23 protein-coding genes and 1 CRISPR repeat array are annotated in these 25,753 nt (G+C 66.1%); of the genes, 12 read left to right on the top strand and 11 right to left on the bottom strand.

What is annotated here, in order from left to right; translation table 11 throughout:
- Window positions 1–42 precede the first annotated feature (42 nt).
- On the bottom strand, window positions 43–648 hold the full coding sequence (locus tag BN1701_RS19960) for a hypothetical protein (protein ID WP_054051076.1): 606 nt from the start codon (window positions 646–648) through the stop codon (window positions 43–45).
- 531 nt (window positions 649–1,179) lie between these two features.
- On the opposite strand from BN1701_RS19960, the gene BN1701_RS35765 reads away from it, so the two are divergent.
- Together BN1701_RS35765 and BN1701_RS35760 are read left to right on the top strand one after the other, a co-directional pair.
- Window positions 1,180–2,136 (top strand): ATP-binding protein, encoded by a 957-nt coding sequence (locus BN1701_RS35765; protein WP_157368105.1) that lies wholly within the window; start codon window positions 1,180–1,182, stop codon window positions 2,134–2,136.
- The gene (locus BN1701_RS35760) at window positions 2,081–2,848 is read left to right on the top strand and encodes a response regulator (protein ID WP_157368104.1); all 768 of its coding nucleotides are present in this window, start codon (window positions 2,081–2,083) and stop codon (window positions 2,846–2,848) included. The genes BN1701_RS35765 and BN1701_RS35760 overlap by 56 nt, the downstream gene beginning before the upstream one ends.
- Before the next feature lie 230 nt (window positions 2,849–3,078).
- Here BN1701_RS35760 and BN1701_RS35755 read toward each other — a convergent pair whose 3' ends face one another.
- The 4 genes from BN1701_RS35755 to BN1701_RS19945 all read right to left on the bottom strand — a co-directional run bounded on the left by BN1701_RS35755 (window position 3,079) and on the right by BN1701_RS19945 (window position 6,581).
- Window positions 3,079–3,594: a hypothetical protein gene (locus BN1701_RS35755; RefSeq protein WP_157368103.1), complete on the bottom strand. Its 516-nt coding sequence runs from the start codon at window positions 3,592–3,594 to the stop codon at window positions 3,079–3,081.
- Window positions 3,595–4,015: 421 nt separating this feature from the next.
- Complete coding sequence (locus BN1701_RS19955; protein WP_054051074.1) at window positions 4,016–5,224, bottom strand: ABC transporter permease; 1,209 nt, start codon at window positions 5,222–5,224, stop codon at window positions 4,016–4,018.
- Window positions 5,221–5,916, bottom strand: coding sequence for an ABC transporter ATP-binding protein (locus BN1701_RS19950; RefSeq protein WP_054051071.1), 696 nt, complete (start codon window positions 5,914–5,916; stop codon window positions 5,221–5,223). The genes BN1701_RS19955 and BN1701_RS19950 overlap by 4 nt, the downstream gene beginning before the upstream one ends.
- Window positions 5,913–6,581 (bottom strand): hypothetical protein, encoded by a 669-nt coding sequence (locus BN1701_RS19945; protein WP_054051070.1) that lies wholly within the window; start codon window positions 6,579–6,581, stop codon window positions 5,913–5,915. The genes BN1701_RS19950 and BN1701_RS19945 overlap by 4 nt, the downstream gene beginning before the upstream one ends.
- A 348-nt stretch (window positions 6,582–6,929) precedes the next feature.
- Between BN1701_RS19945 and BN1701_RS19940 the strand changes: the two genes are divergently transcribed.
- From BN1701_RS19940 to BN1701_RS19910, 7 genes are all read left to right on the top strand, one after another.
- Complete coding sequence (locus BN1701_RS19940; RefSeq protein ID WP_157368102.1) at window positions 6,930–7,307, top strand: hypothetical protein; 378 nt, start codon at window positions 6,930–6,932, stop codon at window positions 7,305–7,307.
- A 68-nt stretch (window positions 7,308–7,375) separates the two neighbouring features.
- Complete coding sequence (locus BN1701_RS19935; protein WP_054051066.1) at window positions 7,376–7,798, top strand: peptidase inhibitor family I36 protein; 423 nt, start codon at window positions 7,376–7,378, stop codon at window positions 7,796–7,798.
- A 28-nt stretch (window positions 7,799–7,826) separates the two neighbouring features.
- A complete protein-coding gene (locus BN1701_RS19930) occupies window positions 7,827–8,039 on the top strand; it encodes a hypothetical protein (RefSeq protein ID WP_054051064.1) in 213 nt (70 codons plus the stop codon).
- A gap of 55 nt (window positions 8,040–8,094) precedes the next feature.
- Window positions 8,095–8,997, top strand: a complete 903-nt coding sequence (locus BN1701_RS19925; RefSeq protein WP_054051062.1) for a hypothetical protein — start codon at window positions 8,095–8,097, stop codon at window positions 8,995–8,997.
- Window positions 8,998–9,036: 39 nt separating this feature from the next.
- Window positions 9,037–10,974, top strand: a complete 1,938-nt coding sequence (locus tag BN1701_RS19920; RefSeq protein WP_054051061.1) for a type IV secretory system conjugative DNA transfer family protein — start codon at window positions 9,037–9,039, stop codon at window positions 10,972–10,974.
- Entirely contained in the window at window positions 10,971–11,477 is a 507-nt protein-coding gene (locus BN1701_RS19915) for a hypothetical protein (RefSeq protein ID WP_054051059.1), read from the top strand. The genes BN1701_RS19920 and BN1701_RS19915 overlap by 4 nt, the downstream gene beginning before the upstream one ends.
- A gap of 310 nt (window positions 11,478–11,787) precedes the next feature.
- On the top strand, window positions 11,788–12,054 hold the full coding sequence (locus tag BN1701_RS19910; protein ID WP_054051057.1) for a hypothetical protein: 267 nt from the start codon (window positions 11,788–11,790) through the stop codon (window positions 12,052–12,054).
- 323 nt (window positions 12,055–12,377) lie between these two features.
- Here BN1701_RS19910 and BN1701_RS19905 read toward each other — a convergent pair whose 3' ends face one another.
- On the bottom strand, window positions 12,378–14,225 hold the full coding sequence (locus BN1701_RS19905; RefSeq protein WP_054051055.1) for a DUF262 domain-containing protein: 1,848 nt from the start codon (window positions 14,223–14,225) through the stop codon (window positions 12,378–12,380).
- 1,567 nt (window positions 14,226–15,792) lie between these two features.
- On the opposite strand from BN1701_RS19905, the gene BN1701_RS35750 reads away from it, so the two are divergent.
- The 3 genes from BN1701_RS35750 (at window position 15,793) to BN1701_RS19900 (ending at window position 21,572) form a co-directional block, all read left to right on the top strand.
- Window positions 15,793–16,878 (top strand): hypothetical protein, encoded by a 1,086-nt coding sequence (locus BN1701_RS35750; RefSeq protein ID WP_157368101.1) that lies wholly within the window; start codon window positions 15,793–15,795, stop codon window positions 16,876–16,878.
- 27 nt (window positions 16,879–16,905) lie between these two features.
- Complete coding sequence (locus BN1701_RS35745) at window positions 16,906–17,070, top strand: hypothetical protein (RefSeq protein WP_157368100.1); 165 nt, start codon at window positions 16,906–16,908, stop codon at window positions 17,068–17,070.
- Between the two features lie 386 nt (window positions 17,071–17,456).
- A CRISPR array of direct repeats spans window positions 17,457–19,807; the repeat unit is 25 nt; unit sequence GTCCTCCCCGCGCTCGCGGGGCTGT.
- Window positions 19,808–19,973: 166 nt separating this feature from the next.
- Window positions 19,974–21,572 carry an ISL3 family transposase gene (locus tag BN1701_RS19900; protein WP_157368099.1) on the top strand — a complete coding sequence of 533 codons (1,599 nt, stop codon included), beginning with the start codon at window positions 19,974–19,976 and terminating at the stop codon, window positions 21,570–21,572.
- Window positions 21,573–21,846: 274 nt separating this feature from the next.
- On the opposite strand, the gene cas2e is transcribed toward BN1701_RS19900, so the two are convergent.
- The 5 genes from cas2e to cas7e are packed head-to-tail and all read right to left on the bottom strand — an operon-like array spanning window position 21,847 to window position 25,740.
- Entirely contained in the window at window positions 21,847–22,221 is a 375-nt protein-coding gene (gene cas2e / locus BN1701_RS19895) for a type I-E CRISPR-associated endoribonuclease Cas2e (protein WP_054051051.1), read from the bottom strand.
- Window positions 22,218–23,180 carry a type I-E CRISPR-associated endonuclease Cas1e gene (gene cas1e / locus BN1701_RS19890; RefSeq protein WP_054051048.1) on the bottom strand — a complete coding sequence of 321 codons (963 nt, stop codon included), beginning with the start codon at window positions 23,178–23,180 and terminating at the stop codon, window positions 22,218–22,220. The genes cas2e and cas1e overlap by 4 nt, the downstream gene beginning before the upstream one ends.
- A gap of 3 nt (window positions 23,181–23,183) precedes the next feature.
- Entirely contained in the window at window positions 23,184–23,846 is a 663-nt protein-coding gene (cas6e, locus tag BN1701_RS19885; protein ID WP_054051046.1) for a type I-E CRISPR-associated protein Cas6/Cse3/CasE, read from the bottom strand.
- A gap of 5 nt (window positions 23,847–23,851) precedes the next feature.
- Entirely contained in the window at window positions 23,852–24,592 is a 741-nt protein-coding gene (gene cas5e, locus BN1701_RS19880; RefSeq protein ID WP_054051044.1) for a type I-E CRISPR-associated protein Cas5/CasD, read from the bottom strand.
- Window positions 24,589–25,740 (bottom strand): type I-E CRISPR-associated protein Cas7/Cse4/CasC, encoded by a 1,152-nt coding sequence (cas7e, locus tag BN1701_RS19875; protein WP_054051041.1) that lies wholly within the window; start codon window positions 25,738–25,740, stop codon window positions 24,589–24,591. The genes cas5e and cas7e overlap by 4 nt, the downstream gene beginning before the upstream one ends.
- Window positions 25,741–25,753 lie beyond the last annotated feature (13 nt).

Raw genomic sequence — 25,753 nt, 5'->3', positions numbered from 1 at the left:
CGGCTATCCCAGGCTGGGGATGGCCGCCACCGTCAGAGTCGGCTACCACCGGCCGCCGGTGACCCTCGGCGGCCACCAGTACACCGCGGCCCAGACGCCGTGGTTGCTGGCCGAGCCCCAACCCTTCGCCCACTCCTTGAGCAGACGGCCGGCCGTGTCACACAGCCAGCCGGGCAGCCTACGCTTGCACGCCCACACCGCCCCCGAGATCGCGCCGCTGGCGACGTCGGCGTAGGACGCGGTGATCCAGAAGTGGTCACCAGCCATCCCCGTGGCCCACACGGGCCGGATCGGCAGACCGGTCGAGTGCGCCATCCGCTCGATGGTCGGGGCCAGTTGGTCCTGTGCGGACACCGGCTGGGTGGTCCCGATCGAGGCGACGCCGCTGAACGCCAGGCTCAGGTCGCTCAGCACCCGCTCGCGGCCCTCCGGTGTCGCGGTGCGCTGCTGCCACTCCGCCGCTTCCGCGGGCGACAGCGCGAACTCGATCGGGTGGACCGCCATGTCCACCGGTCTCTCGCTCGTCTCCGTTCCCTGCGAGGAAGACATGACGGCCCCGGCGGCGAGCGCCGCGACGGCCATCGTGACGAGCGGTCGGGCGATCCACTGGCGGGCGCCGCCCGTTCCACAGCGTTCCTTCTCGAACATGGTTGCTCCTCTCGTTGGCGCCGGCTTCGGCTGGCGTCGGTTTCGGTCGAAGGTCGACACTGAAGATGGTGACCGCGTGCGGCGTGAGTGGACAGAGACACATGTCTCTGGACGGCGAGCTCATCCCGCACCATGGTCGGGCAGGATGTCGTGACGTTCAGCGAGGAGAACCGAGGTGCCAACGGTGTCTCGATCGTCGAGGCCAGGCGGGGTGTTGGCAAGCGCCAACATTGACCCGAGTGGTCGACCATGCTGAGGGCCGGTGGTGTTCAAACCGATCTCGAGCGGTTTACCACCCAGCGCATTTTGGGAAAGCAAGAATGGTTCGTTGTGACCTGGCAGGCTCTAGTGTGCGGAGGTGCCTGGGCGTTGGGAGTATTCCCTCCGGGCGCACCGACGGCGATCATCGGTGTAGCGACGATTGCCCATGTGGTTGCGATACCCGTCTTCGCAAGGTTTGGTGGGCCGTTCGCCTTGGGCCGCCCATGGCTCCACCTAAGTCTCTTGTGGGCCACCATCTTCCCTTGTGCGATGATCGCCCTCGCTGGCGCGCCGGAAGTAAATTCGCCCACGCTGCCAGGGACGCCCCTCGGCAACTACGCGGTGTCCACGCTCACGGTGTTTGCGTTTTACCCGTGGTGGGTGGGTACGAAGAGCAGGAGGATTGCATCCATTGAAGTCGGATACGTCCTTCTTGTGTCACTATTGCCAGCCACGATGGTAGTCATCCAGATGGGGGCCAATCTACGCGCCGCCCAGTCGGGCGCCATGGTTGCGATCTTCAATGTGTCCGGTTACCTGCTGGGGCGTACCATTCGCGTACTCTGCCGGGTGGCGGCCAAGCTCCAAGTAGAGGTTCAGCAGCGCAACTACGAGGAGTTCTTCAACTTCCTGCACTCCCACGTCAAGGCGGGCGTAGCCGCGATTCGCGCCGAGTGGGGCAATACCACGGCCATGGGTGAGAAGCTTAACGAGTTGGAGGAGGCGGTCAGCGAACGCCGAATCGAGTTCTTGCTCGCCAGTGAACAAGTACCGCTCGCAGCCGTTCTCAGCGAACGCTTGCGCACGTTCGCTGGCGTGCTTGACTTGACGGAGACGCCGAGAGTGGGCGCGTTGACCGTCGTGCGCCCGGTCGGCGTAATGGTGAGTCGTGCACTGGGCGATCTATTGAAGAATGCCGTACTGCATGGGGGGAGATCGGTCACGGTGCGCCTCAAATTCGACGCCGTCTCGTTGGAAATGGACGTGGTGGACAACGGCCCCGGATTGGCGGCAGCGGTTCTCCAGGACGACACGCGAAGCCTGGCCCGGCTGCGGGTCGCGGCTCTTGAACTGGGAGGCGACTTAACTGTTCTCCCATGCGATGCAGGGGCTCACGTTCGCCTGCTAATCCCCTTGTCCCAGTCAACTTCAGCAGGAAGGAGGCGTTTTCGTGCGAGTACTTCTAGTAGAGGACCACACGCAGCTGGCTCGACCTATCGCCCGTGAACTCGAACACGAGCATGGGCACGTAGTTGTGAGCGTCAGAGATCCGCTTGAAGCGGAGGAAGAGCTTGCCAGCTCGGAGTTTGATGTCGCGGTAATCGATCTCCTGTACGAGCACTTGACCTACGAGTTCGATACTAGCAGGAGAGCTGGCAATATAACTCTGACGGGTCACGCCAAGTTGTTGGTCACCGGACTGTATGCAGCGCGGGCGTTCCGCCGCCAGAGGCCAGACGGGGGGATTGTCCTTTGGACCTCAGGCGAAGCGAACCGGCGCCTTCATCTACTTTTCGCGTATGAGGACATCGACGTCAGGGCGTTCTGCTCGAAGTCGTCGGGAACAGGCAGGGCGGATCTTCTCAACGAAACGATTACAGCAGCCAACAACGTGGTCACAAAGATCGATCCAGTGTTAAATTCATATCTTCCAGTCGCAGGTTCGACTCACGTGAGCAGGCTCTTGCTTCGAGATGAGCGACATCGAGCGATATGGCGCGCCGTGGCTCTTGGATACCACACGAGAGACGATATTGCCAGCGTGACCGGATACGCGTCGAGGACCGTCGGAAACACGCTCCCCGACATGCTCCACAACTTGACGATCATGGATGCCGGGATGAGAACGAGCAGGCGACCGATCAATCAGCTGGTAAGCTATGCGAGCCGCAATTGGGAATTCTTCCTCGATGAGTCAGTGAGAATATCCTATCCTTGAGTCGAACGTTAGCGTCGCCTAACTTTGGTGGCGTAGAGCCCGGAAACCGTCCAACCCGAACAGCGCGCCAGCGATCGACCCGGTAACGTCGTCTTCCACCTGGGGCTCCTCATGATCACGATTGCTTGAACCCGCCGTCCCAGCTTGGTGGCGTAGAGCCCCATAAAGCTGTCCTCTGAGAGCGCCAACTCTTCGGCGATACGCCGCGAGGCCGAGCCGTCGTTCTAGTCTCAGATTCGGAGCTGGACTGTGGCATTCACAGTCTCGCCCGCATGGTTAGTACTCCTGCCACCTACCTCCAAGGTGCCCGCGACTACGAAGTACTCGCGCATCTGTCCCGAGTTCGCGTGTCTGCCGCACGACAACCGGTCCGGTCGGAACTCTCGACCGATCACAAATCCGTAGTACAGGCCAGGATTGATCGTGCTTTCGACAATGGGGATGGACGTTCGAAGACCGTTAAGGCCAAAGCTTTGGCCATTCTGGTCGATATCGGTCCGGCAGTTGAAGGTCCCGCTGGCATAGTGGGCCAGCTTCGACACACCCTTCGGATCGTTGGCACGAAACGTCAGGACATACCTGTGCGTGGGATCGAGCGTGGCGCTACCACCGTTCGGTAGCTGTTGGGTCTGGCCATCTCTGTCCATCAGCCCCCAGTCGAACGTTGCAGTAGTCGGCGGGGTGGTTGGATCACAAGACGCTGCGGTGACCAGAGCAAGAACGGTGAAGAGCGCGACGAATGCCAACCCCCGCGCGGCGGTCCGTACCCCAGCACGAGCACGTCGAGTTGACTCGACTCTCCGAGACTCCAACCTGACCACGATGCCTCCTCCCTCACGGGTCGCAAACTGCGATGCAGCGAGCCGCACCGACGTGCGGTGTCAACCAGGACGTCGACATGGGACGCCCGGGTGTAATGCACCAATCGGGTGAGGATTCGATTGCGCGCTGCGAACTCGACGACTATTGATGGGTGAACCGCGCCAGCTCCTGTGGCACACCAGGCGCGAACCGCGCGCCTCGAAGTCGGTCCACGGCAGGGCGTCGTAGGGGGTCTCTAGCAACGTGGCCAAGCCTCGCCGAACACGACCGCCGAGCGCGACGCCCCTACGCAAGCCCACTGATTCTGGTGCCTAGGCCGAGGTTGACGAGTGACCCTTGATTCGGTCAGACCCGAAGTGCGTCGGCTGGTTCGATGCGTGCGCCTTTCCATGCTGGATAGAGACCAGCGAGGAGTCCAGTGATCGCACCGAGTAAGGGAGATGGGTAGATCCACATCGGGTCCAGCAGGGGCGTCCAGGAATGGGCCATCGCGGCGATCACGACGGTGCCGATTCCAGCCGCCGTGCCGATGAGCCCTCTGAGTAGACCGAGCGTGCCTGCTTCAACGAAGAACTGGCTCGCGATGTGGCGACGGCGGGCGCCGAGTGCGCGGCGGAGCCCGATCTCGGGGATGCGTTCGAGGACCGCCACCAGTGTGGTGTTGGCGATGCCGATCGCGCCGACCAGCAGAACCACCCCGGCGAGGGCCAGGCCGAGCGCGTCGAGGTCGCCTGCGACACGGTCACGTAGGAAGCGGGGATCCGCGGGCGGAGCCGCGCGGGTGCGGTCGATGCTGTCAGGGCGGGCCGCGATCTTGGCTTGGCGGCTCACCTGGGGTGCGGCACCGAGTTGGGATTCGATGAGCATCGTGCTGGTGTTGCCGGAATCTGGACTCGGTCCCCAGATCGCGTTCACCGCCGTGCTGGGAAGCATGACGGACATCAGGGTGTCCGCCGCGCGGTCGACGTGGTCGATGATGCCGATGACTGTGAACGCTCGGCTGCCGATGAAGATGGCCGGTTGAGCGTCGAGACGACTGATTCCCAGTCGGTGGGCCGCGGACGATCCGAGGATTGCGACGTGTTCTCCGCGGTCATGGTGGAAGCGGTCGAGTGGCATGCCCGCGCTGTACCTGGCGTGGATGGCGTCGAGGTATCCGGGTGTGACGGCTTGGACCGAAAGGCTTTCACCGGTGACCGCGTCGGTGTCTGGGCGGTTGGCGATCGCCGCGGTAGTGGGAACCGGCCAGGTCACGCCGACGTGGACCACGCCTGGGAGGGCAGCGAGAGCTTCTTGGGCCTGGGTTGGGAAGGCCGCAGGTTCGTCGGGCGTGGCCGCGTCGCGTTCGAGGATCACTTCGGAGGCGCTCAATGCGGTGAATCGGGTGCTGATCTGGCCGGACGCGCTCGCGGACAGCCCAAGAACCGCGACGAATGTACCGATGCCGAGGGTGGTGCCTAATGCGGTGAGTGCGGAACGGCCTGGGCGCTGTAGGAGGCCGGAGATCGCCTGGCCCAAAGTGTCGCGGAAGCGGACGTGGGTGTTGGCCTTCATGGGTTGGTCCTTGTGGTGTGCTCGGAGGCTGCGCCGTCGTGGATTGCAAGGACGCGCTGGGCTCGGGCGGCGATGCCGGGGTCGTGGGTGACGAGGACGACGGTCTGCCCGTCGAGATGCAGTTCGTCGAGTAGTTCGAGGACGCGTGCGCTGTTGCCGCTGTCGAGGTTGCCGGTGGGTTCATCGCAGAGCAGCAGGCTTGGTTCGCCGACGAGCGCTCGCGCGATCGCCACCCGTTGTCGTTCCCCTCCGGATAGTTGGTTGGCTGCGGCGTATGCACGGTCGGAGAGGCCGACTCGCGCGAGTGCGGTCATCGCGGCTTCGCGTCGGCGGGTGTTCTTCAGGCCGCGGTAGAGCAGTCCGAGCATCACGTTCTCCACCGCGGATTGGCCCGCGATGAGATGGAAGGCTTGGAACACGAAGCCGATCCGAGTCGCGCGAAACGCGGTACGCGCTGCTTCGTCAAGGTTCGTGGTGTCGGTGCCGTCGAGGAGGTAGGTCCCACGGGTCGGTCGGTCAAGCAGGCCGACGATGTTGAGCCAGGTGGACTTGCCCGAGCCGGATGGTCCGACAACGGCGACTTGGTCGCCGCGGTTGATCCGCATCGTCACCTCGCGCAGGGCGACGAGTTCCGGTGGCCCGGGATAGATCCGGGTGACCCTGCGGAATTCCACGATGGGCGGGGTGGTCATCGGCCGATCACGACCAGATCTCCGGCGGCCAGCGCGCCGTCGACTGGCGTGATCTCGATGTAGCCGCCGCCAGTGATTCCTGGGGTCACCGCGACGCGATGTTCGCTGTGATCCCGGTCGACCCGTGTCAGTTGGGCCTGTCCGTCTGCGCGGGAGGACACTGCCGCGACCGGGACGACCAGGACCGCGGACGCTGTGGCCGCGGCGACGACCACGACGCGGACGTTCTGGTTCGCCAGTTTGGCGTCCAACGGTGTCTCCGCGCGCACGATCAGCTCCAGTTCGGCGCCGCCTGGTAGTTCCGGCTCCGTGGCCGGGGCGTCCGCACGCTGCGGGTCCTGTTCGGACAGTTCCTGCTCGACGGGGTTAGCGCGGGGCGCGACCGAGGCGACGGTGCCGCGAGCCTGCGATCCGAGAACCTCGGAGATGATGTCGACGGATTGACCCGGTCGAACCTGGCGTGCCTGGTCGGCGTCGAGCATCGCTCGCACGACCAGGTCGCCGCTTGCGAGGGTGCACAACACCTCGGGCGGCGCCGATCCTGCGGCCGCGGACATATTCTGAACGGTGGCGGGCAAGGTCGGGACGAACGCCACCTCGCCCGCGGGCACGGTCGCACCCGTTTTGGCCCGCAGGGTGTCGAGGTCCTGCTGCGCGTCGGCCACTCGTTGCCGCGCATCGCCATCCCCTGACGTGCCCTCAGCGGCGGCGAGTGCCCGCTTGGCATCGCGGAGCGCGCGTTCGGCGACGTGCAGCTGCTGATCGTCGTCCTGGCTGGTGCCGCGGGGGAATAGCCGACGGCGCGGTAGAGCGCGGTGACCGCGAGCTTTGTGCCCGGGCCGTACATGCCCTCCTTGTCGCGGCCGATGCTGTGACCCATGGCCCGCAGCGCGTGCTGCAGCTGGGCGACATCGGCGCCCTCGCTTCCCGGAGCAAGATCGCGGTACGCAGGCACGGCTCCCGTCAGCACGATCACCGGACGTCCCGACACCTCGGCGATCACAGTGCCCGCCGTGACCGTGTCGCCCACCGCGACCGGCACCCGGGTGATCAGGGCCCGCGAGCCCTCGACCGCGCCGGGCGCTCGCACGCGAACCGCTCGTTCGGCGCCGACCATGCCCCGCAACACCACGGAGTCCTGCATGACCCGGTGCTCGACCGGCGCGGTTACCGGACCCGCCGGGGGCGGCTGGGCCTCAGCCAATGCCTGCGACGGCGACTTGATCCGTGCCGCGGCGACCAACCCCGCGGCCCCCAAAGCCACCGACAACGCCGCGATCAACCCCAACGCGGCACGTGCCTGCCTTCCCGGTTTGACCGCCCGGGCGGCCTGTTCATTGCTGGTCATCACGTCCCCCATCACGCGAACCTCCCGTATCGGTCTTGGATGAGCTATTCTCGAACGCGCACGATGTCAACTCACTATCGCATATTATGCGATAGTGGATTTGGGGGAAAGATGAAGAAAGTAGCACTGAAGATCGCGAAAGGCGCGGTTGTCGGAGTCGTGGCGACGGCCGGTGTGCTGGTCGGTTCCGGGACCGCCTCGGCGAGCAACTCGACGTGTGATCTGGGGGAATACTGCATCTACGAGCACTGGAACCGCACTGGTGACCGCTACACCACGTTCGGATCGCTGGGCACCTACGGCACTGTCCGTATGACCGCGGACCCGTGGTGGGAGCCGGTCGGCGCATACCTGAACAACAACGTCTCGTCCTGGTTCAACAACGGCTTCCCGGGCCGCTACTCAGTGATCCACAGCTACGACGGCGCCAACGGCGCCGGGGGGCAGCTGTGGAGCGGCGGCGTCGGGCAAGGCCAGGCGTGGGTCGGCGCCAACAACGACCGTGCGGGCGGGCATCGCTGGCTCAACTCGTGACCATGTCCGGGGAACAAGGGGGACATCTATGAGACTCAAGAAATTGGCCGTCGCCGTCCGTGCCGCAGCCACAGTGAGGCCGCTCGGCGCCACCGACACCGCGGCGGCCGACGAATTCAGCTACGCCGGCGCCAACGGCGCGAGCGGCCAACTGTGGAGCGGCGGCATCCGCCAAGGCGAAGGCTGGGTCGGCGTCACCGACAACGACAGGGCTGGATCGCACGACTGGCGACACAGCTGACAGAACCTCGGTCGGGCGGGTCTCCGCCCGGCCGAGGGCCATCCTCGGGGGTTTCATGATCAAGACAATCGCCGCCGTGCTCGCCGCCGCCGCGGTCGCGGGCTGCACCACAACCGCGAACCCTCCGAGCCAAGCCGACGAGCCACCACTGGACACCGTCGCACAGCTCACGGTCGCCCGCGGGCTCTCGACGCCACTGGACGCCTATCGGCCGGATCCACAGCAGCGGGCCACGTTGGCGACAGCCCGCGAACTCCTGATCCGAGTCTGCATGGCCGGATTCGGGTTCGCCTGGCCTGTTCTCGCTCGATCAGTCGAACCGGACACCGACCGGCGCTACGGAATCACCGACCCCGCCGAAGCTCGCCGATTCGGCTACCGGCTGCCCCCGGACAAGGCGGGCGGTGTCAACGCCCCAGCGCCGGGAGGCGCGGCGTCGCCGATCGCGTACAAGATCCTGAGCGGCCAGACCCGCCAAACCACTGAAGGCAAGCATGTGCCCGAAGGCGGATGCGCGGCCGAGGCCGACCGATCACTCGGCTTTGAGGTGGCGATCCGCGACGGCGGCATGATCGAGGTCAGTAACCTGCCACAACGACTGGAGAACGAAGCCCGCCACGGCTACAAATCCGACTCGCGGACCGCCCAGGTCGACGCCGCATGGGCGGCCTGCATGCGCGACACGGGCTTCGGCCGCGCCGGGAACGGCCGCGACTACGCCAGCTGGCGCGACCCCAACGACACCTACTCCCAAGGGCAGGTCAGCCAACTCGAGATTGACACCGCGTTGGCAGACATCGAGTGCAAGAACAAGCACAACGTCGCCGGGATCAGCCACGCCGTCGAAACCGCCTACCAGAGGCGGCTCATCGAACGCGACGCCGAAGCGCTCACTGAGGAGAAGCAGAAGCACGAGGAACGAGTCCGCCACGCGACCGAGCTGGTGGCCAAAGGCTGACCACGCGGCGCCACGCGGGCACGACGCACAGGGGGGCCAGTGCGGGGGGAACTGGGGCGAACACGCCTCTACACGATTCGAGAACTGCGACGACGGGCCGCGGCCGCGGCCATCGCGCTGATCGGCGCCGTCGGTGCGCTGACGTGCGCGATCGCCGCCGTGTCCTGGATGGCCGGTGGCGGCTGGCGGTGGCCCAGCTTCACCTCCCGTCCACTGCTGCCGCAGGGATCCGCTGAGATCGGCACGCAGGCCCCATTCACCGTGTCAGTGCCACCGGCGCCCACTGGGTGGGTCTTGGTAGTCGCCGTCTGCACGTGGCTGGTGTGGCTACGGGTCGCCGTCTTGCCGATCCTCGGTCGCAGGCGCGGGCAGGACCGGCATCACGCCCTGGCCCAACCTGCCGCCATCCGCGCCGTCCTCGGCGACCGCCGAGTCCGCCGCGCCGGCCGCTACACGTTGCCCGGCCTGACCTGGTGGCAGCGTTTCCTCGCACCGACATCCCAGTTCGGTTACCCACTCGGCCGCTCCACCCACGGCGACAAACGTGGACCGCGCCTGTGGGCCGACTGGGAACAGCGCGTCCGCATCATCGCCCGCACCGGATGGGGCAAAACCTACCGACTGCTCATCCCCATCATCCGCGACCTGCCCGGGCCCGCACTGATCTCCAGCATCGAGCCCGACATCTTCATCCACACCGTCACCGCACGAACCCGACGCAGGAAGCACCTCAGATGGAGACCACTCGATCGCGCGGCCCGCCGTTGGCTTCCGACACACGATCACCCGGTCGCCGTCGCCGACTTCTCCGCGCCCGAACACCGCTTCGCGGCGGGCTACCCGACCGTGCGGTGGAACCCCATCAACGGATGCGAGCACTTCGGCACCGCCGCACGCCGAGCCACCACGATGGTGTCCGCGATGCGCACCCTCACCAGCCATACCGCAGGCCGCGACGAGTTCTTCATCGCCTCAGCCATCCAGGTTCTCGCCGCCTGGTTCCACGCCGCTGCCCTCGCGGGCAAAGAGATCGACGACATCATCGGCTGGCTTCGCAAACCCACGGACCCCACACCCCGACGCATCCTCGAAGACGACCACCGAGCCGAACGCGTCGCCGAACTGTCCCTGAGCAAACACCTCGACGAACGCGCCGCGAAGACCACCAGCGGCGTCGAGCGCTACCTGATGATCGCGATGAGTTGCTTGGCCTGCACCGAGGGACGCGCACTGTGCGGCCGTCGCTTCAGCGACGACGACGGCGCTGTTGAGCAATTCGACATGACCGCGCTCATCGAACAGGCGGGCACCCTCTACATCCTCACCGAGGAAGGCCGCACCGACTTCATCCGACCCCTGCTGTCGTTGTTCACCGCGGAGATGTTCCGCGCTGCCAGGAATGTCGCCATGACCCACCCGGGCCGCCGCCTTCCGCTGTCGTTCATCGCCGTCCTCGACGAACCACGACACGCCGTCCCCGTCCCAGAGTTGCCCCACGTGGCGAACACGTTGCGAAAACACAACATCGGCTACATCTTCGCCGCCCAATCATCGGCTCAAGAGGACGAACTCTACGGACCCGAGGCCACCGCGGTCCGCGCTGCGGCCGGGGTCAGCCTCATCGGCGGCATCGACATCAGCAGCGCGAAGGAGATCAGCGACCGCGCGGGCACGACGTCGGTAGTCACCGGCAGCCGCGGCGCGGGCAGACGAGGCGACCAGATCCAAACACAGCAGGTATGGACCGTCGGCGATCAACAAACTCTCGTCGACGGCCAAGCCACCGTGATGGCCCGTGGGCTTCCGCCGTTCGTCGCCACCGTCGAAGACCCCAGAACCCGCCGTCGCTGGCGCCGCATCGTCGGGGAGGCGAGCTTGGTCGCTCGCCACGTTGCGGCCGCAGGAGCAGCGGCACAAGCAGAACACGACGCCACCGTGGCGACGCCAACCGCGTTCCGGAGAGAGAAGCAATCATGAACAACGATTCTCAGGTCGCACTCTTCGACCACCTCAACGACAACCTGGCCAAGAATGAACAACGGCGCCCACCATGGACTTGGTCGTTGCGCACCCAACACGAGCGTGACGCGTTGGCCGGGATGATCGCCGAGTTCGTAGCTTGCTTCAACACCGTCTACGCCAGCGATGTCGAGGAACTCATCCCACCGTGCTGGCCACACCACCCAGCGCTGGCCACCGAACTCGCAGTCCACATCTGGCTCTGGTACGAGGCCCACCACGACTCCGGGGCAGGAACCGGAGTCTCCGGCGACTACTACCTCCGACACCTGCCCGGCCTCAGAAGTCGCATCGCCGCGACGCTCGGCCGCTCACCGAGCGAATGTAGGCAAGGTCAACACCCAGACAGCTGGCGCACCGACGTGGACGCGCTCATTCACCAGAACGAACCCACATCCAGGCACGCAGACGGACCGGCACCAGCCATCGAACGTCTCACACGCATCGGATTCGGTTTCTAGCAAAGACTCGGAGGACCCCTATGGCTCACACCGAACGCATCATCAGGCGAGGCGAACACACGGAAGTACTGGATCCCAACCATGCCCGGCGAGCTCTCCGCGAGACCTTTATGGGCGCCAGTAAATCCAGATCCCACTCATCGACATCATCGCCAGAACCTGGTTCGAAGACGATGTGCCTCTTGGCATGTCCATATTGGACAGCCGGTCGGTTCGGCAACAGGTGGCACGGGCCGCGCTGCCCAGAGGTCATGTTCGAGTCGGACCCTTGGAACGAGTCCGCGGCCAGTACTTCTTCTGGTGGCGGCCCATGCTCCACCTCATCGACTACATATATCTGGCCGATGCCAACCAACTCCCGACGCGGGAAACATCGACACCCCTTGTCGCGCATGTCGGAGCCGCGACCTACGTGCCCGGCTTCAACGAGGAGGAAATCGCAACGATCCAGGTCATGTTCGATCGCTACCGTGCTGCGGACCCGGCGGCGGCGCTCACATCGGATAAGGTATTCGAGCGCTTCGTTCTGCCCGCGTTGATCGACGGCGACCGAACATTGGGTCTCAAGGCCAGATAGAGGTAGGCCAGGGACGACTCCATCAGAAACGCGAATCCTTGATCCGAGTGTCAGTGCTCGCATGCCGCAGCAAGCTGGCGCAAAGGTCGGACACTGTCCGACCTCGAAAGCGTCCACGCACGACTTGACACCCTCCTCAGGTGTCAAGGCTCAGATCCCAGGCTTGCCGCAGTACCCACGTAGCGAATGCTGACTGACGACTACTGTGCCCATAGCGGGGACCCGTCCGGTTCGGAGCTCGTTCCCACCCGCGAGACAGAGCCTAGGCACTGACAGACTCACTCGGTTCCGTGTCACTCCACTGTCCAGTTTGGATGGATCGTTCATTCGCCGACGCCCAACCGGACCGTCTGCCGCGGCCAGACCCGGGCTGCTACCGCGGCAAGGGCTTGGCCGCGTTCAACTATGGCGGTGACATCCCAGGTCTCGCGACCGGCGATGGGGCGGTTGAGTTGCAGGCTGGACTGGTGTGTGAACTCTGGTCGTTTGACTGCCCAACCGAAGTGCGAGACCGCGCCGTTGAACGCCGATGTCACCAGGGTCAGATTTCCGAACCTGTGAACCGCCTGATCACGCTCCTGGTCTTCCAGCAGGCGGTCGGCGTCGTCGGTAGTGGTCAAGGGCCAGTGCTCGCGCCAGGCCTGTGGCATCACGTGCTCGATCTGAAGCTGGTCGTAGTGGAACGTGGCCGGTTCAGTCCGCGGATTGATCTCCTGGAGGTGCTCGTCGATGGCGCCCAGCACAAGTCGGATGCGGTCCTGGGTGACGTTGTTGTAGATACGGCGAGTCGTGAACGCCGTCACCAACTCCTCGTCGGTCGGCCAGGGGATCTTGTCCGGGTTGCTCGCCAGCACTCTCACGACCGCGTCGGCGATGGAGCTGCCTGGGTTGTCCGCGGCGGCCGAAGCCGCTTTGAGCACGTCGACGAAGACCTTGCCGTATCCGCGCGTATTGGCTCCCACGAGGACGCGTCGAACGATCCACGACTCGACCGCGCCAACCGCGCGTTCGTGTTCAGCGAGCGTGAGTTGCGTACTGGGCAGTGTGCGCATCCAGAGCAGAAGCGGCACCGCGGTGGTGATGCCCAGGCGGTCGATTCGCCGGTAGGACCTCGCCAACGCAAGGGAGCCGGCTGGATCGGCACCGACGACGACCCGGTACGCGCGACCGAAGTCCGCGAGTTCGGCCAGTACATCGACGGTCTTCCGTTCGGCGTGATCAACGTAGGTGCGGACCTCGCTGTAGAGGTGGCTGATATTGGCCTCGGACTGCGACACCGCAGTCAGCCAACTGGAGAGCAACAGGTCACGACGACCGCGCTGCGCATGGCCCCGGCCGACGTTGACCTTCCACCAGTCGTCGTCGAATGGCGCCCAATATTGGTCGTACACCCTTTCGAGCTCCCGCTCGTCGGACAGCTCGCCACGCAAGAACAGCAGGTTCTTCACAAGGTCGGCAGCCGAGAGCGGTGTCTGCCTGCCGTTGAGGACTTCAAAGATGACCTGTGCGTCGTCGTTGTCTTCCAAGTCGATCACGACGATCTTGAACAGGTCGAGCAGCGCATCGACCAGCACGTCGATCCGGTCACCGCCGTCGGGCCCGACTATCGCATTCCGTGCGCGATCGGCGAAGTAGCGGCGAGCTTGTAGATAGAGGTGACTGCCCTCCGGCGGCGCAGGCGCGTCGTCCATCGCCTGTGGCCACACCTCGCGGTCACGGCGACGCGGCCACAGCTTGTACCGGTCGTGCGGGTTGGCCACCACGTCGGACGGATTCTCCATCAGCCTGCGAAGCTGGCGCTCCCGGTGCGACCCAGTCGAGATGAGGACGTCGACGACGCCACGCAACAGCAGTTGAACGGTGGTCAGCCGCTGCTGGCCATCGATGACGGCACGCAGATCGATCCCTCCCGCAGGCGCGGTCAGCTGGTCACACACGATCGCTCCGAGAAAGTGCGGCGCAACCTTCTGCTCCGCCCTCGCCGGTGACGCGCCGGTCGCCGCGGCATCCACTCGAGCTTGATGGAGCCGATCCGCGGTCTGCTCCAGATCATCGAATAGCAGTTCCCACTGCCCGTCTTTCGTCCACTCATAGTCCCGCTGGAACGTGGGCACGATGTACCGGCGATCCTGGGTAAGGATCTGCTTCAACGAGTATGTGTTGGCGTCCATCAACGCTCCTATCCATCCGACTATCGCGCCTCGCCGAGGATCATGGCAGGCTTGGGGCCGCATCGCAGCAACCCGAAGGTGCTTCGCGAGTTCGCGCACCGGGCCGGGCCGGGCCGTAGTGGAGCACCACATCCTGGGGCCGTCCCCCAGCGTGACCTGAGACCTGCTGCGCGTGTTCGTTGACGTACAGGCCATCTAACGCTGGGTGCGCGAGCAACTCGACCAGGCCGGTCGAAGCACCTGCAGCCCGTACCTGGGTGGCGGCGGCGAGCCCCGACCGAACGCTTCCGATGTCCGAACGGACACATCGAGATCTGGCTGCACGCCCGGACCCGGCACCGACGGTGTGCTGGCTCGACGGCGAACCGATGCGCCGCGATCCCGAGCGGCGTTAGCTGTGGAGTTCTCCTTCGGCAGCCGGGTGGTCGACTGCTGGCTGAGCTGCGGTCCTGCAGTTCTGGCTCGACGGCCTCGTCACCTGGTCGATCACCCGCATCGGCCCCGACGAGTCCTGAGTGTCGCGTGGGTCGCGCTGCTCCCGGCGGCAGGCGAGCCCAGAGCGCTGGTCATCGCCGTCGGACTCGTCATCATCGCGCTCTCGGCCGTCGTCGAGGGCCTGGCGACCGGCGCTACGGCTGCTCGCCGACGACTTCCGTCTCGCCCACGCGTTGATCGACCGGCGACGAGTCCGACTGAGTCGCCGCAGAGCGGCGATCGACACCGAACTGCGCCTCCTACACACTCACGCTCGTCGAGACGATCGGGCGGCGCTCCAAGGATCTCGCGACGTAGACGGCACTGCGCTGCCGCGTCCGGGAGTCCCCGTTCGACCCGTCGCGCTGACACGATTCGGCGACATCCTTCGCGCTGGCAGGCATGTGTCGAAGCCAATTACGGTCTGAATCCTGCGGTCTGCTGGCCCGCGCTGTGGCTCGGACTCGACGACAACCACCCGCCGGGAACTCGATGTAGCCCGTGCTGCGCTGGCCCGCGGTGCGTGGATTCTGCTCTGCGCCATCGCCTTCACGGTGTGGGCGGTTAACGCCTGGTGGACGCTGCCGGTAGCAGTGGTCGGCTACCGCGTCGTGCTCATTCTGTAGGCGCACGGTTATGCCGACCTGATCGAGTCCATCTACGAGGTGCACCGCAGCCTGCTCTACACGAGTCCTCGGCTGCCCCTCCCCGAGAACCCATACGACGAACGGGCCAAAGGCCACGACCTGACTGTCTATCTGGCGATCGGGCCGAGCGGAGCGGCCCCGACTCTTGCCGGAAGATCCGACGTGAGGTGAGCAGGCGGCAGTTGCTCCGCTCGAGGTCGGCGCCCGGCTCAACAGTTCCGCCGCAGCTACGCCAGCGCGACATTGGCCACGATCCCGACCGCGATCTCCTTGCTGCTCGACGACACCGGTCGACGAACGACTCATCGCCACCATTCCAGTCCGGCGGCACCGACGCAGAAGGCTGTTGGTGCAGCCGAAACACGCCAAGGGGGATGGAGGTCGCGGCTTGGATCGCCGCACCCCCGCTGGCGTAACGAGGCGGTAGTGACCTGCGATCTTGCTATGTGCAGATTGACTCAGGGATGAAGCCTGCGGGCAGCATGCGCCGCGACATCCTGCTGGTGCTCCTCGGACTCCTCGGCGCCGCGGGCGTGAACCTGCTGGCCTCGCTTGCCGACAAGGAAACCGTACATAAATGGCGGTGGCCGCTCACCGTCATCGTATTGCTGGCAAGCATTGCGCCGGTAATCTGGAAGTACAGATTGCGTCCGAAACAAGTGTACAATCTGCAGAAGATCGCCGCCGTCCATGTTGGCGACGGCGAGATGGACGTCCTCGCCGTAACGGATGCCGGGGCCGTTCTGTCCTCTACCTGCTCGGAAAAGAACACATGGTCGCCTTGGCGGGCACATGCTGAGGCGCGCCCTTCCTGGGATGTAGCCGCTGTTGTTCCGCGCCAAGGCGTCGTGGAGTACTTCGTTCTCGATCATGACGGCACTATTCGCATGCAAACACGCAATCGTATGCATCGATCGACGTGGCAAGTTGTCAATATCTCTGGAAATAATGGCGGACGAATCCTGCGGATAGCAGCAGCGAGTCATGAGCCTGGGCACCGTGAATTGTTCGTCGTGACCGACGCCGGGCGAACACTCCATGCGTGGAAGCTGGATGGGCAAGGTTGGGCACGCTGGCACGACTCAGGACTCGCTGGTGGCCGAGATGTAGCGGTTTGCTCACCCAAGGACGGCTTGCTTGAACACTTCGTCGTCGATATAGATGGCGCCGTATGGCATCGTTGGTTCTTGGATGGTTGGTCCGACTGGGAAAATTGGGGCAGGCCTGGATCGCCAGCGTGCGCCGTCTCGTCGTTTCGCAAGCTCACCGACTATCAGGAAGTATTTGTTGTAGGCAGTTCGGGAGACCTAGGCCATCGGCACCACAAGGGTGGTCTAGACTGGTCGGATTGGCTTGTGATGGATATCCCGGCAGACTTTGTCGATGTGGCCGGAAGTACCACGAGCCCGAACAGCCTTCGATGCCTGGCGGTTGATCGAAAGGGGGCGCTGTGGCTTCGCTCCTATGACGGCAACATGAACCAATGGCTGGATTGGCAACGGGTTCCAGTGCGTCAACAACACCTGGCTTGAATTCCGGTAGCGCCAAGCGAACAACACATGCGCTGGGAATCCGGTGCCACGAATGCCTCGCACCTGCACGCCGAGATCGCCGCGCGCGGCAACACCGGCGGATTCACGGTCGTCCGCGACTACATCCACCGGCTACGCCCCACACCGGGCCACATTCAGCCATCCACGCCGACCGTCCGCCAAGGTCACTAGATGGTCAAACGCCCGATGTTCGGCCGTGCAACCTCGACCTGCTCCGCATCCGCGTCCTGCACCGAAACTAGCGACGATCACCGAGTCTGGGACAGAGCCATGATCCGAGTGCCGTTGAAATTGCTTGGGCCGAGCAGGCCATGGCTGCCTTTCGCCCGATCGCGGTCGAGCCGAACTCCCTCACAGTCGGCGATTGCCATGTCAATCTCGGCGCCGGAGGCGCCCGCGAATCAGAACGGCACGTTCACGTAAGTTGGTGTCGGCTCTTCGACCTGGCGCCCGACTGGGCATGATGGGGTCGATGCTAGATCTAGTCCGACGATGGGGGTGCAGTCGAAGTGATTCAAAACTCCGTAGTCGTTACGTAAACTTGCTGGTCAGCAAGTGTCCTCCCCGCGCTCGCGGGGCTGTTCCCCAGCCCGCTGACGGTGCGCCGGACGAGGTGTCCGTCCTCCCCGCGCTCGCGGGGCTGTTCCCCCCGCCGACCGCGCCAAGGTCGAGGCCATGACGTCCTCCCCGCGCTCGCGGGGCTGTTCCCACGTTCTCCCGGCTGCGCGCCGCGCTGGACGAGTCCTCCCCGCGCTCGCGGGGCTGTTCCAGTGAGCTGGCTGAGATGCGCGGACGGTTCGTCGGTCCTCCCCGCGCTCGCGGGGCTGTTCCCCTGCCGCACCGCGAAGGCGAGATTGCCGCCCTGTCCTCCCCGCGCTCGCGGGGCTGTTCCCTGTCGTGGTTCTCGGACTGGAAGTCCGGTGGGGTCCTCCCCGCGCTCGCGGGGCTGTTCCCGACCGGCCCGCCAGACACTCGCATTCGTCGCCGTCCTCCCCGCGCTCGCGGGGCTGTTCCCGCCGCCCAACTGTCGGGTGCGGTGCAACGGTTGTCCTCCCCGCGCTCGCGGGGCTGTTCCCCCCATGCACACCGCCGTGGTCGCCGAGCGGATGTCCTCCCCGCGCTCGCGGGGCTGTTCCCAGGCCGCCGAGACCGCCGCCAAGCGCATGGACGTCCTCCCCGCGCTCGCGGGGCTGTTCCCCAAATACGTGTTCTTTCGTAGTGAGCACGTCGGTCCTCCCCGCGCTCGCGGGGCTGTTCCCCCCGCCGACCTGTGGCCGACCCTGGTCGCGCTGTCCTCCCCGCGCTCGCGGGGCTGTTCCACAGACCGTCGAGCTTCGCGCCGACGGCCTTCGGTCCTCCCCGCGCTCGCGGGGCTGTTCCCTCGATGATCGGCACCAGGGCGACCGCGAGCTCGTCCTCCCCGCGCTCGCGGGGCTGTTCCACGGCGGCGCACTTGGCGTCGTCATCGAGGGACGTCCTCCCCGCGCTCGCGGGGCTGTTCCCTCGTCGGGGAGGCCGAGGTCAGCTGGCCCCAAGTCCTCCCCGCGCTCGCGGGGCTGTTCCCCTGGACGTGAAGGACATCGACCGGCGGTCCCAGTCCTCCCCGCGCTCGCGGCTGTTCCCAGACCCGAGATCGCCGACGGGGTCACCGTCACGTCCTCCCCGCGCTCGCGGGGCTGTTCCCACCCCAACGGGCACACGGTGACCGGCCGCTATGTCCTCCCCGCGCTCGCGGGGCTGTTCCCCCGAACGAGCAGGTGCAGGCGCGGTGCCTGGTGTCCTCCCCGCGCTCGCGGGGTTGTTCCTCAAACCCCGATCAACAAATCCCGGTTGATCCGGTCCTCCCCGCGCTCGCGGGGCTGTTCCCGGATGCGCCAACTGCTTGTCCGTGCCGAGGTCGTCCTCCCCGCGCTCGCGGGGCTGTTCCGTGATCGGGTTGCCCAGCCGCGACCGCGCCGACGTCCTCCCCGCGCTCGCGGGGCTGTTCCCCGTCCCCAGTCCAAACCGGACTCGATCAGCAGGTCCTCCCCGCGCTCGCGGGGCTGTTCCCGTCGGCCATCATCCATTCCGGCACAGGGCAGTGTCCTCCCCGCGCTCGCGGGGCTGTTCCCCGGTTGTAGGCGGTCAGCGACTCGAATTCGGGGTCCTCCCCGCGCTCGCGGGGCTGTTCCCTTGGCCGAGATGACGGAGATGAAGACGACCGCGTCCTCCCCGCGCTCGCGGGGCTGTTCCCCGGCCCGACTCCACCGACGTCGCCCTTGAGAAGTCCTCCCCGCGCTCGCGGGGCTGTTCCCGTGTTCGTCGCGTCGAGCACCGCCTGAAGGCCGTCCTCCCCGCGCTCGCGGGGCTGTTCCCTCCGCGACGGTCAAGCCCGCTTCGGCGAGCAAGTCCTCCCCGCGCTCGCGGGGCTGTTCCCAGACCATGCTGGCCCAGTTGCCCGACGGCGGCGTCCTCCCCGCGCTCGCGGGGCTGTTCCCGGGTGGCGCGCGGCGGAACATCGTCGCCTGTTGTCCTCCCCGCGCTCGCGGGGCTGTTCCCAGGGCTACCGGTGCGCCATCTGCGGGCGGCATGTCCTCCCTGCGCTCGCGGGGCTGTTCCGGCCCGCCGCACGGCTCGGTCGGCTCCAACGTCCTCCCCGCGCTCGCGGGGCTGTTCCCTGACGGACCCCGTCCAGTTCACGGCCCCCGCAGGTCCTCCCCGCGCTCGCGGGGCTGTTCCGGTGTCGCACCGGATCTGGCGCGCACGGGAACGTCCTCCCCGTGCTCGCGGGGCTGTTCCCGACGTGCGCGCCACGATGAGGTGTCGCCGAACAGGTCCTCCCCGCGCTCGCGGGCTGTTCCCTCGACACCCGCGCGCTGGACGCCGTATGACACCGTCGACGCGATCCTCCCCACGTTCGCGGGGCTGTCGTCTGCCACGGGCATGGGACCAGTTGAGTGCTCGTTTGCCATGAGGATGGGTTCTGACGCAGGTTGCGTGATCAACTTCTTGCTTGGTGATCATGAAGTCTGTGATCATGTGCCCGGTGTGATCATCAGGGTCTTGACCTCCTTCTTCCGCATCTGGCCGATGTCGTGATCGACCGGGTCGACCACGACGAGGCAGGCGTCCGGATTTGGGCCCATTCCCGGTCGTGCTCCGCTGTCTGCCCGGCGTGTGGGCACTCGTCGTCGCGGGTGCATAGCCGATATGACCGGCAGGTAGCTGACGCGGCCATCGCAGGCCGGCCGGCGACGCTGCGGCTTCGCGTGAGACGGTTCTTCTGCGACACCCTGGAGTGTCCTCAGGGGACGTTCGTGGAGCAGGTCGAGGGACTGACCGCACGGTATGCCCGGCGGAGTCTCCTGCTACGACGGATGCTGGAATCCATCGGATTAGCGTTGGCTGGGCGCGCTGGCCAGCGTCTGGCTGACACTCTCGGGCTGATTGCCAGCCGGGACACGTTGTTGCGGTTGGTTCGCGCGCTGCCAGACCCGCCGATCGGGGCCGTGACCGTCCTCGGCGTGGATGACTTCGCGATCAAACGCGGCCAGACCTACGCCACGATCGTGCTCGACATGGCAACACGACAACCGATCGACGTGTTGCCAGACCGGGAAGCCGACACGCTCGCAGAGTGGCTGAAGGCCCATCCGGAGATCAGGATCGTTACTCGAGACCGTTTCGCCGCCTATGCCGAGGCAGTCTCGCGGGGTGCGCCGCAGGCCACTCAATGTGCCGACCGTTGGCACATATGGAAGAACCTCGGTGAAGCCGTGGAGAAGACCGTGGTCGCCCACCGTGCCTGCCTGGCCGAGCCCGAGATCACGTCTCAGGCCGCAGCGGACAGTGAACGCCCTGGTGAAGGCGGGAACGAAGACGCCGTCGTTGCGGACGCGGCGCAGAGCTCCACGCCGGACACCGCGCTCGCCCCGATAGTCGAGATCAGGCCGATCGTGGGGCAGTTCCGAGAACGCCACGCCGCGATCCAGGCGTTGCGCTCCCAGGGCAAGGGCATCCGGGCCATCGCCGCTGAACTCGACCTGGACCGCAAGACCGCGCGGCGATTCTTCTACGCCACCAGTGTGGAGGAACTGCTGGCCAAGACCCTCAACCGGTCCTCGCTGCTGGATGACTTCAAATCGCATCTGCATCAGCGGTTCAACGAGGGCTGCACCGATGCCGCCAGCCTGACCGCCGAGATCCGCACGCTGGGTTACCGGGGCAGCGAACGCACTGTCTACCGCTACGTCCAGCCCTTCCGGCCCAGGCGGAAAGCCCCGGATCCGGCGCCGGCCGCACCGAAGATCCGGCACGTCACCGGCTGGATCATGCGTGACCCCGACAACCTCAACGGCGAGGACGAACAACGACTCAAAGCCGTCCTGGCCCGCTGCCCCGAACTGGAGGCCACCCGCCGCCACGTAGGAGCGTTCGCCCGCATGATCCGCGACCTGCGCGGGGAGCGTCTACCCGACTGGATGGACCGCGTCGGTGACGACAAGCTGCCCGCGCTGCACTCCTTCGTGACCGGCCTGCGACAGGACTTGGCGGCGGTGACCGCGGGTCTGACCTTGCCGTGGAACAACGGCCCCGCCGAGGGAGCCGTGAACAGAATCAAGATGCTCAAGAGGCAATGCTTTGGTCTGGCCAACTTTCCCTTGCTACGCAAGCGAATCCTACTCACCAAGTAACGCCGAGGCCCACCAGTAAGACTAACTTGATCACGCAAACTGCGCCAGAACCCTTCGCCCTGGCAGGCGGCAGCGGGGCTGCTTCTCGTATCGACCCGCAGATACGGGTGAAAGGGGCTTGCCTATTTGCGGGTTGTTCCCGTCCAGTGGTGCACGCCGTTGACCTCGACGTGGCCTTCCCGAGGTCGCGAGGTTGTTCCGGCCGGGTCCAGCCGCTTGAAGAGACCGATTCTCCGAGCATTCGCGGGGCGGTTCGTGAAGGTCACCCGTCCCGTCAGGTGCTGTTGTCGTTTGGTTTCGGGTTGGGGGTGGGGCGTCGTCGGCGTTGGCTTGCGTTGCTCCAGCCGGTCTTGCGTTCCGGGCGGTCGGCTTGTTGGTTGTTGGGGCGGAGGATGAGGTTGATGCCTTCGTAGTCGATGGGTGTCCAGTCGTGGTTGTGGACTTGAAACGCGAGGCCATGTTCGTTGTTGGTGGTGTGGACCATGATGGCCCGCCCGGTCTTGGCCATTTCGGTGACTCGCTGCCACATAAGGTTTCTGACTCGGGTGGTGGTCTTGCCGACGAAGACGCCGGGTGCGATTTCAAGCAGCCAGCGGGTGAAGTGACCGCGCAGGCCGGTGGGACACGCTGCGACGACGATGACGGTCATGAGAGTTCGTCTTCCTCGTACGCGGTTCCTGCTGCGACGGTTCGTCCGTTGTCGTCCCAGAGCATGACGATGTCGGGGTCCTCGAAGGCTTCGGGCCCGTATTCGATGACGTCTGGTTGGTCGGCGAGCAGCGTTTTGATGTCGCGGACGCAGGTTTCGAGGAAGGCGCCGTCTTTCATGTGGTCGCGGACGGCTCTGCGGGTTTCGGCGCCGATGTCGGAGACTTCCCGGGCTGTGATGTCGAAGGCGATGGGGATGGAGATGTCGGTCTTGTAGAGGTCGGCGATGTCGTAGACGAACGACTTGGAATGTCCGGTGTGGACGAAGCCAAGTCCTGGTGCGCATCCGAGTGCGACGATGACTGCGTGGACGACGCCGTAGAGGCTGGTGTTGGCGGCTGAGAGGGCCTGGTTGATGGGCGTGCCGCCGGTGAAGTCGGTGGGGTCGTAGTCGCGACGTTCCCAGGTCACACCGGTGCGTTGGGCGTGGTTTCGGTAGATGCGGCGCACTCTGGCGCCTTCCCGTCCGCGGAGTTGTTGCATGTTCAGACCGGTGGTGTCTTCGTCGGGGAAGCGCATGGCGTACATGGCGCGCGCGACCTGCAGGCGGCTGTTGCGGTTGCTGACCAGGGCGGCTTGGCGTTCGAGCAGACGGGCCGATTGGGTGAGCGTCCGGCCGTGGGCGTAGTAGCGGACGCCGTGTTCGCCGACCCATACGGCGGTGGAGCCGCTCTCGGCGAGTAGCACCATGGCCTGTTGGCTGACGTTGGTGCCGGGGCCGAGAAGCAGCGCGCCGAGGGTCGCGGCGGGGATGTGGACGATGCCGCGGGCGTCTCGGGCGGTAATGGCGTTGGCGTCGCGGTGCACGACGCAGTGTTCGAGGTAGATGAAGGTGAGCCGGTCCTGGGCTCGGGTGAGGTGTGAGATGGGGACCGGGCGGGCTCCGGGGATGTCGGCCATGGTCTACCGGGGTTTGGTGAGGGTGAGCAGGCCGCAGCCGTAGCCTTTGGCGGGGCCGATGCCGTGGGTGAGGGCTCGGCGCAGGGCGTCGGGGTCGGTGACTTCCAGGCGGCCTTCATAGACGGCGGTCACGAGGGTGACCGGGGCGTTGTCGCGGGTGAACTTCCAGGTTCGCCGGTTGGTGATGGCGAGGTCGGGGACGTCGTGGATGCCGTGGGGGATAACGAAGCCGTTGCGTTCGGCTCGGGTGAGCAGCCATTGGGTCTGGTGGTCGACGGTCTGGTGGCCGTAGCGCTGGGTGCGTTGGCCGCCGGGGGTTTTGGGGGAGCTGCGGGTGGGGTTGGCGGCGAGCCGGAAGATCCACTGGTCGCCTTTGTCGATGCCGTCGAGCAGGTTGGCGTAGGGGCGGGTGAGCCAGGTGTGGGTGGCGGGCCAGCCCGCTTGCTCGACCAGGTGGGTGAGGTCGGGTTGGTGGGGGCTGAGGATGTAGAGCAGCGTCTGGTTGTGGCCGTGGTCGACGCGCCAGAGGACGCGGCCTTCGGTGGTGGCGTTGCGTTGGTGGTTGGGGAAGCTGGCGAGGACGGCGGCGTGCATGCGTTGGGGTGAGGCGAGTAGGTCGCGGGCGCCGCGTCGGGCGGTGTTGATCTCGAATCGGGTCAGGTGCATCGCGGTCAGGCTCCGAGTTCGGCCATGGGGTCGTGCGGGTCGGCCCCGGTGCCGGGGGTGGGTTGGTGTCGCGGGTTGGGGATGGTGGTCGTGGTGTAGGCGACGGTGCGCCAGGAGTATTGGCGGTGGCGCGGGTCGAAGCTGATCGGCTGGTCGCGCACGACCTTGCGGTGCACGCCGTCGACGAACTGCTTGGCGTCGTCTGCCTCGGGTGGACAGTCGCGGACGATATCGAGGGTGACGGTGGGTTCGCGGTGGCGTTGTTGGACACGGGGTGAGGCTTGCCAGCTGGTGGCGTCGAGGACGTCATCGAGACCGTCGTCGAGCAGGCCGAGGACGAGCTTTCCCGCGGGTGGGCACGAGCGGCGGCCGAGGAACAGGGGGAACGCGGGTCGCAGCAGGGCGTCGTGGAGGGCGGCGGTGAGTTCGGCGGGTCCTTCGACGGCGACGGTGAAGACGGCGTCGGCGAGGTAGAAGCGTTCGGACAGGGGCATGGCGGTGTCACCGTCGCGGGTGCGGGCGGTGTGGAAGTCGCGTTCGAGTTGGCCTGCTTGGTCGATGCGGACGCCGACGCGCAGGTCGAGCAGGTCGGTGATCGGGTCGACGCGGCGGCGGCCCTGGGCGGCGGCGAGCAGCCCGATGATGCCGCTCTTGCTGGGTGCGAGGTCGGTGGTGCGGCGGGTGAATCGGCTGCTGGTGCCCCAGGACTGCAGCGGCGCCGCCAGCCGCAGCAGCAGCGTGCTCACGCGCCTGCCGCCAGCCGCTCGGTGACGGTGGCCCCGAGGGCGGTGACCGCGGCGGTGAGGCTGTGGCGGGTGGCGAGGTCACCGAGCAGGTCGACCCGTTCCCCGCCGCCGATAGCCCACGCGGTCACCGGGGTCTCGTCGAACGCCTCGTGCAGTTCGGCGGCGTGGGCGGCGAGCCGGGCGATCGCGGCCGGGATGCGTCCGCCTTTCTCGCCGTCGCGCACGGGGTCCTCGAACGCGCCGACGAGGTTGATCGGCTGGGTCTCGCGCACGACCAGGAGCACGGCGTCGGGCAGGGTGCGGTTGGCGAAGGTGTTCTGCTTGCCGGTGGGCATGCTGGTGACGAACGCCCGGGTGAACGCCTCGACGGCGCGGCGGGTGGCCTCGGCGTCACCGAGGTTGTCGTGCAGGGCGTCGACGTCGACGGTGGCGTAGCGGTAGAGGGTGGAGGAGTTGAACTCGATGGTGCCGAGCATCCCGGCGCCGGAGTCCTCCTCGATGTCGGCTTTCTTGTGGTCGTCGACGGCGGTGTAATAGTCGTATTCGTTGGCCACGGCGTGCACGCTCAGCGCGTGGGCGACCTGGCAGGCGGCCTCGACGTTGAGTTCGGTGGCGTCGGCGATCATCCGCCCGAACAGCGACACGTCGATTGACTGGTCCCGGTTCGCGCGGGCCTTGACGTCCTTCTTGTCGAGCTTGATCGGCCCCCCGTCCGCGGCGTTGGCGGCCTCGACGGCGAGGGCGGCGAGGTTCTCGACTTGGCGGTGGCTGAGGAAGAACAGGTACTTCGCCTCGGCGGGCCCGGCCGGTTCCTCGCCCTTCTTCTTGCGGGCTTCCTTGGTCTCGAACCCGGCGGCGGTGAACACCGCCGTGGCCAACTCCGTCGAGCGGTCTTTGAGCGCGGGGTCCTGGCGGGTGATCTCTTGGGAGATCAGCTCGATGACCCGTTTGGTGCGCACACCGAGTTCGGAGTGGTCGAGCAGGTCGGCGAAGGCGTCGCGGGTGGCGCGTTTCCACGCCTGGCTGGACACCCGGGCGCGGCGGACGCCGCCGTAGACGGCGGACTTGGGGCTGCCGGTGTCGTCGCGGTTGAGGTTGCTCGGCGGAACGGTCTGGATCACGTGCAGGTCGAGGATGGTGCGGGCCACGGTGGTCGTCCTT

The organism is Alloactinosynnema sp. L-07 (assembly GCF_900070365.1).
GTDB lineage: Bacteria > Actinomycetota > Actinomycetes > Mycobacteriales > Pseudonocardiaceae > Actinokineospora.
This window is presented reverse-complemented; position numbering and strand designations above follow the sequence as displayed.

Coding starts and splice junctions, on each gene's coding strand:
- BN1701_RS35765 (WP_157368105.1), top strand. CDS start 1,180: ATGATCGCCCTCGCTGGCGCGCCGGAAGTAAATTCGCCCACGCTGCCA.
- BN1701_RS19915 (WP_054051059.1), top strand. CDS start 10,971: ATGAACAACGATTCTCAGGTCGCACTCTTCGACCACCTCAACGACAAC.
- cas2e (WP_054051051.1), bottom strand. CDS start 22,221: ATGACCGTCATCGTCGTCGCAGCGTGTCCCACCGGCCTGCGCGGTCAC.
- BN1701_RS19950 (WP_054051071.1), bottom strand. CDS start 5,916: ATGACCACCCCGCCCATCGTGGAATTCCGCAGGGTCACCCGGATCTAT.
- BN1701_RS19905 (WP_054051055.1), bottom strand. CDS start 14,225: ATGGACGCCAACACATACTCGTTGAAGCAGATCCTTACCCAGGATCGC.
- BN1701_RS19925 (WP_054051062.1), top strand. CDS start 8,095: ATGATCAAGACAATCGCCGCCGTGCTCGCCGCCGCCGCGGTCGCGGGC.
- BN1701_RS19955 (WP_054051074.1), bottom strand. CDS start 5,224: ATGAAGGCCAACACCCACGTCCGCTTCCGCGACACTTTGGGCCAGGCG.
- BN1701_RS19960 (WP_054051076.1), bottom strand. CDS start 648: ATGTTCGAGAAGGAACGCTGTGGAACGGGCGGCGCCCGCCAGTGGATC.
- BN1701_RS19930 (WP_054051064.1), top strand. CDS start 7,827: ATGAGACTCAAGAAATTGGCCGTCGCCGTCCGTGCCGCAGCCACAGTG.
- cas6e (WP_054051046.1), bottom strand. CDS start 23,846: ATGCACCTGACCCGATTCGAGATCAACACCGCCCGACGCGGCGCCCGC.
- BN1701_RS35745 (WP_157368100.1), top strand. CDS start 16,906: ATGCGCTGGGAATCCGGTGCCACGAATGCCTCGCACCTGCACGCCGAG.
- cas1e (WP_054051048.1), bottom strand. CDS start 23,180: ATGGCCGACATCCCCGGAGCCCGCCCGGTCCCCATCTCACACCTCACC.
- BN1701_RS19935 (WP_054051066.1), top strand. CDS start 7,376: ATGAAGAAAGTAGCACTGAAGATCGCGAAAGGCGCGGTTGTCGGAGTC.
- BN1701_RS19910 (WP_054051057.1), top strand. CDS start 11,788: ATGCTCCACCTCATCGACTACATATATCTGGCCGATGCCAACCAACTC.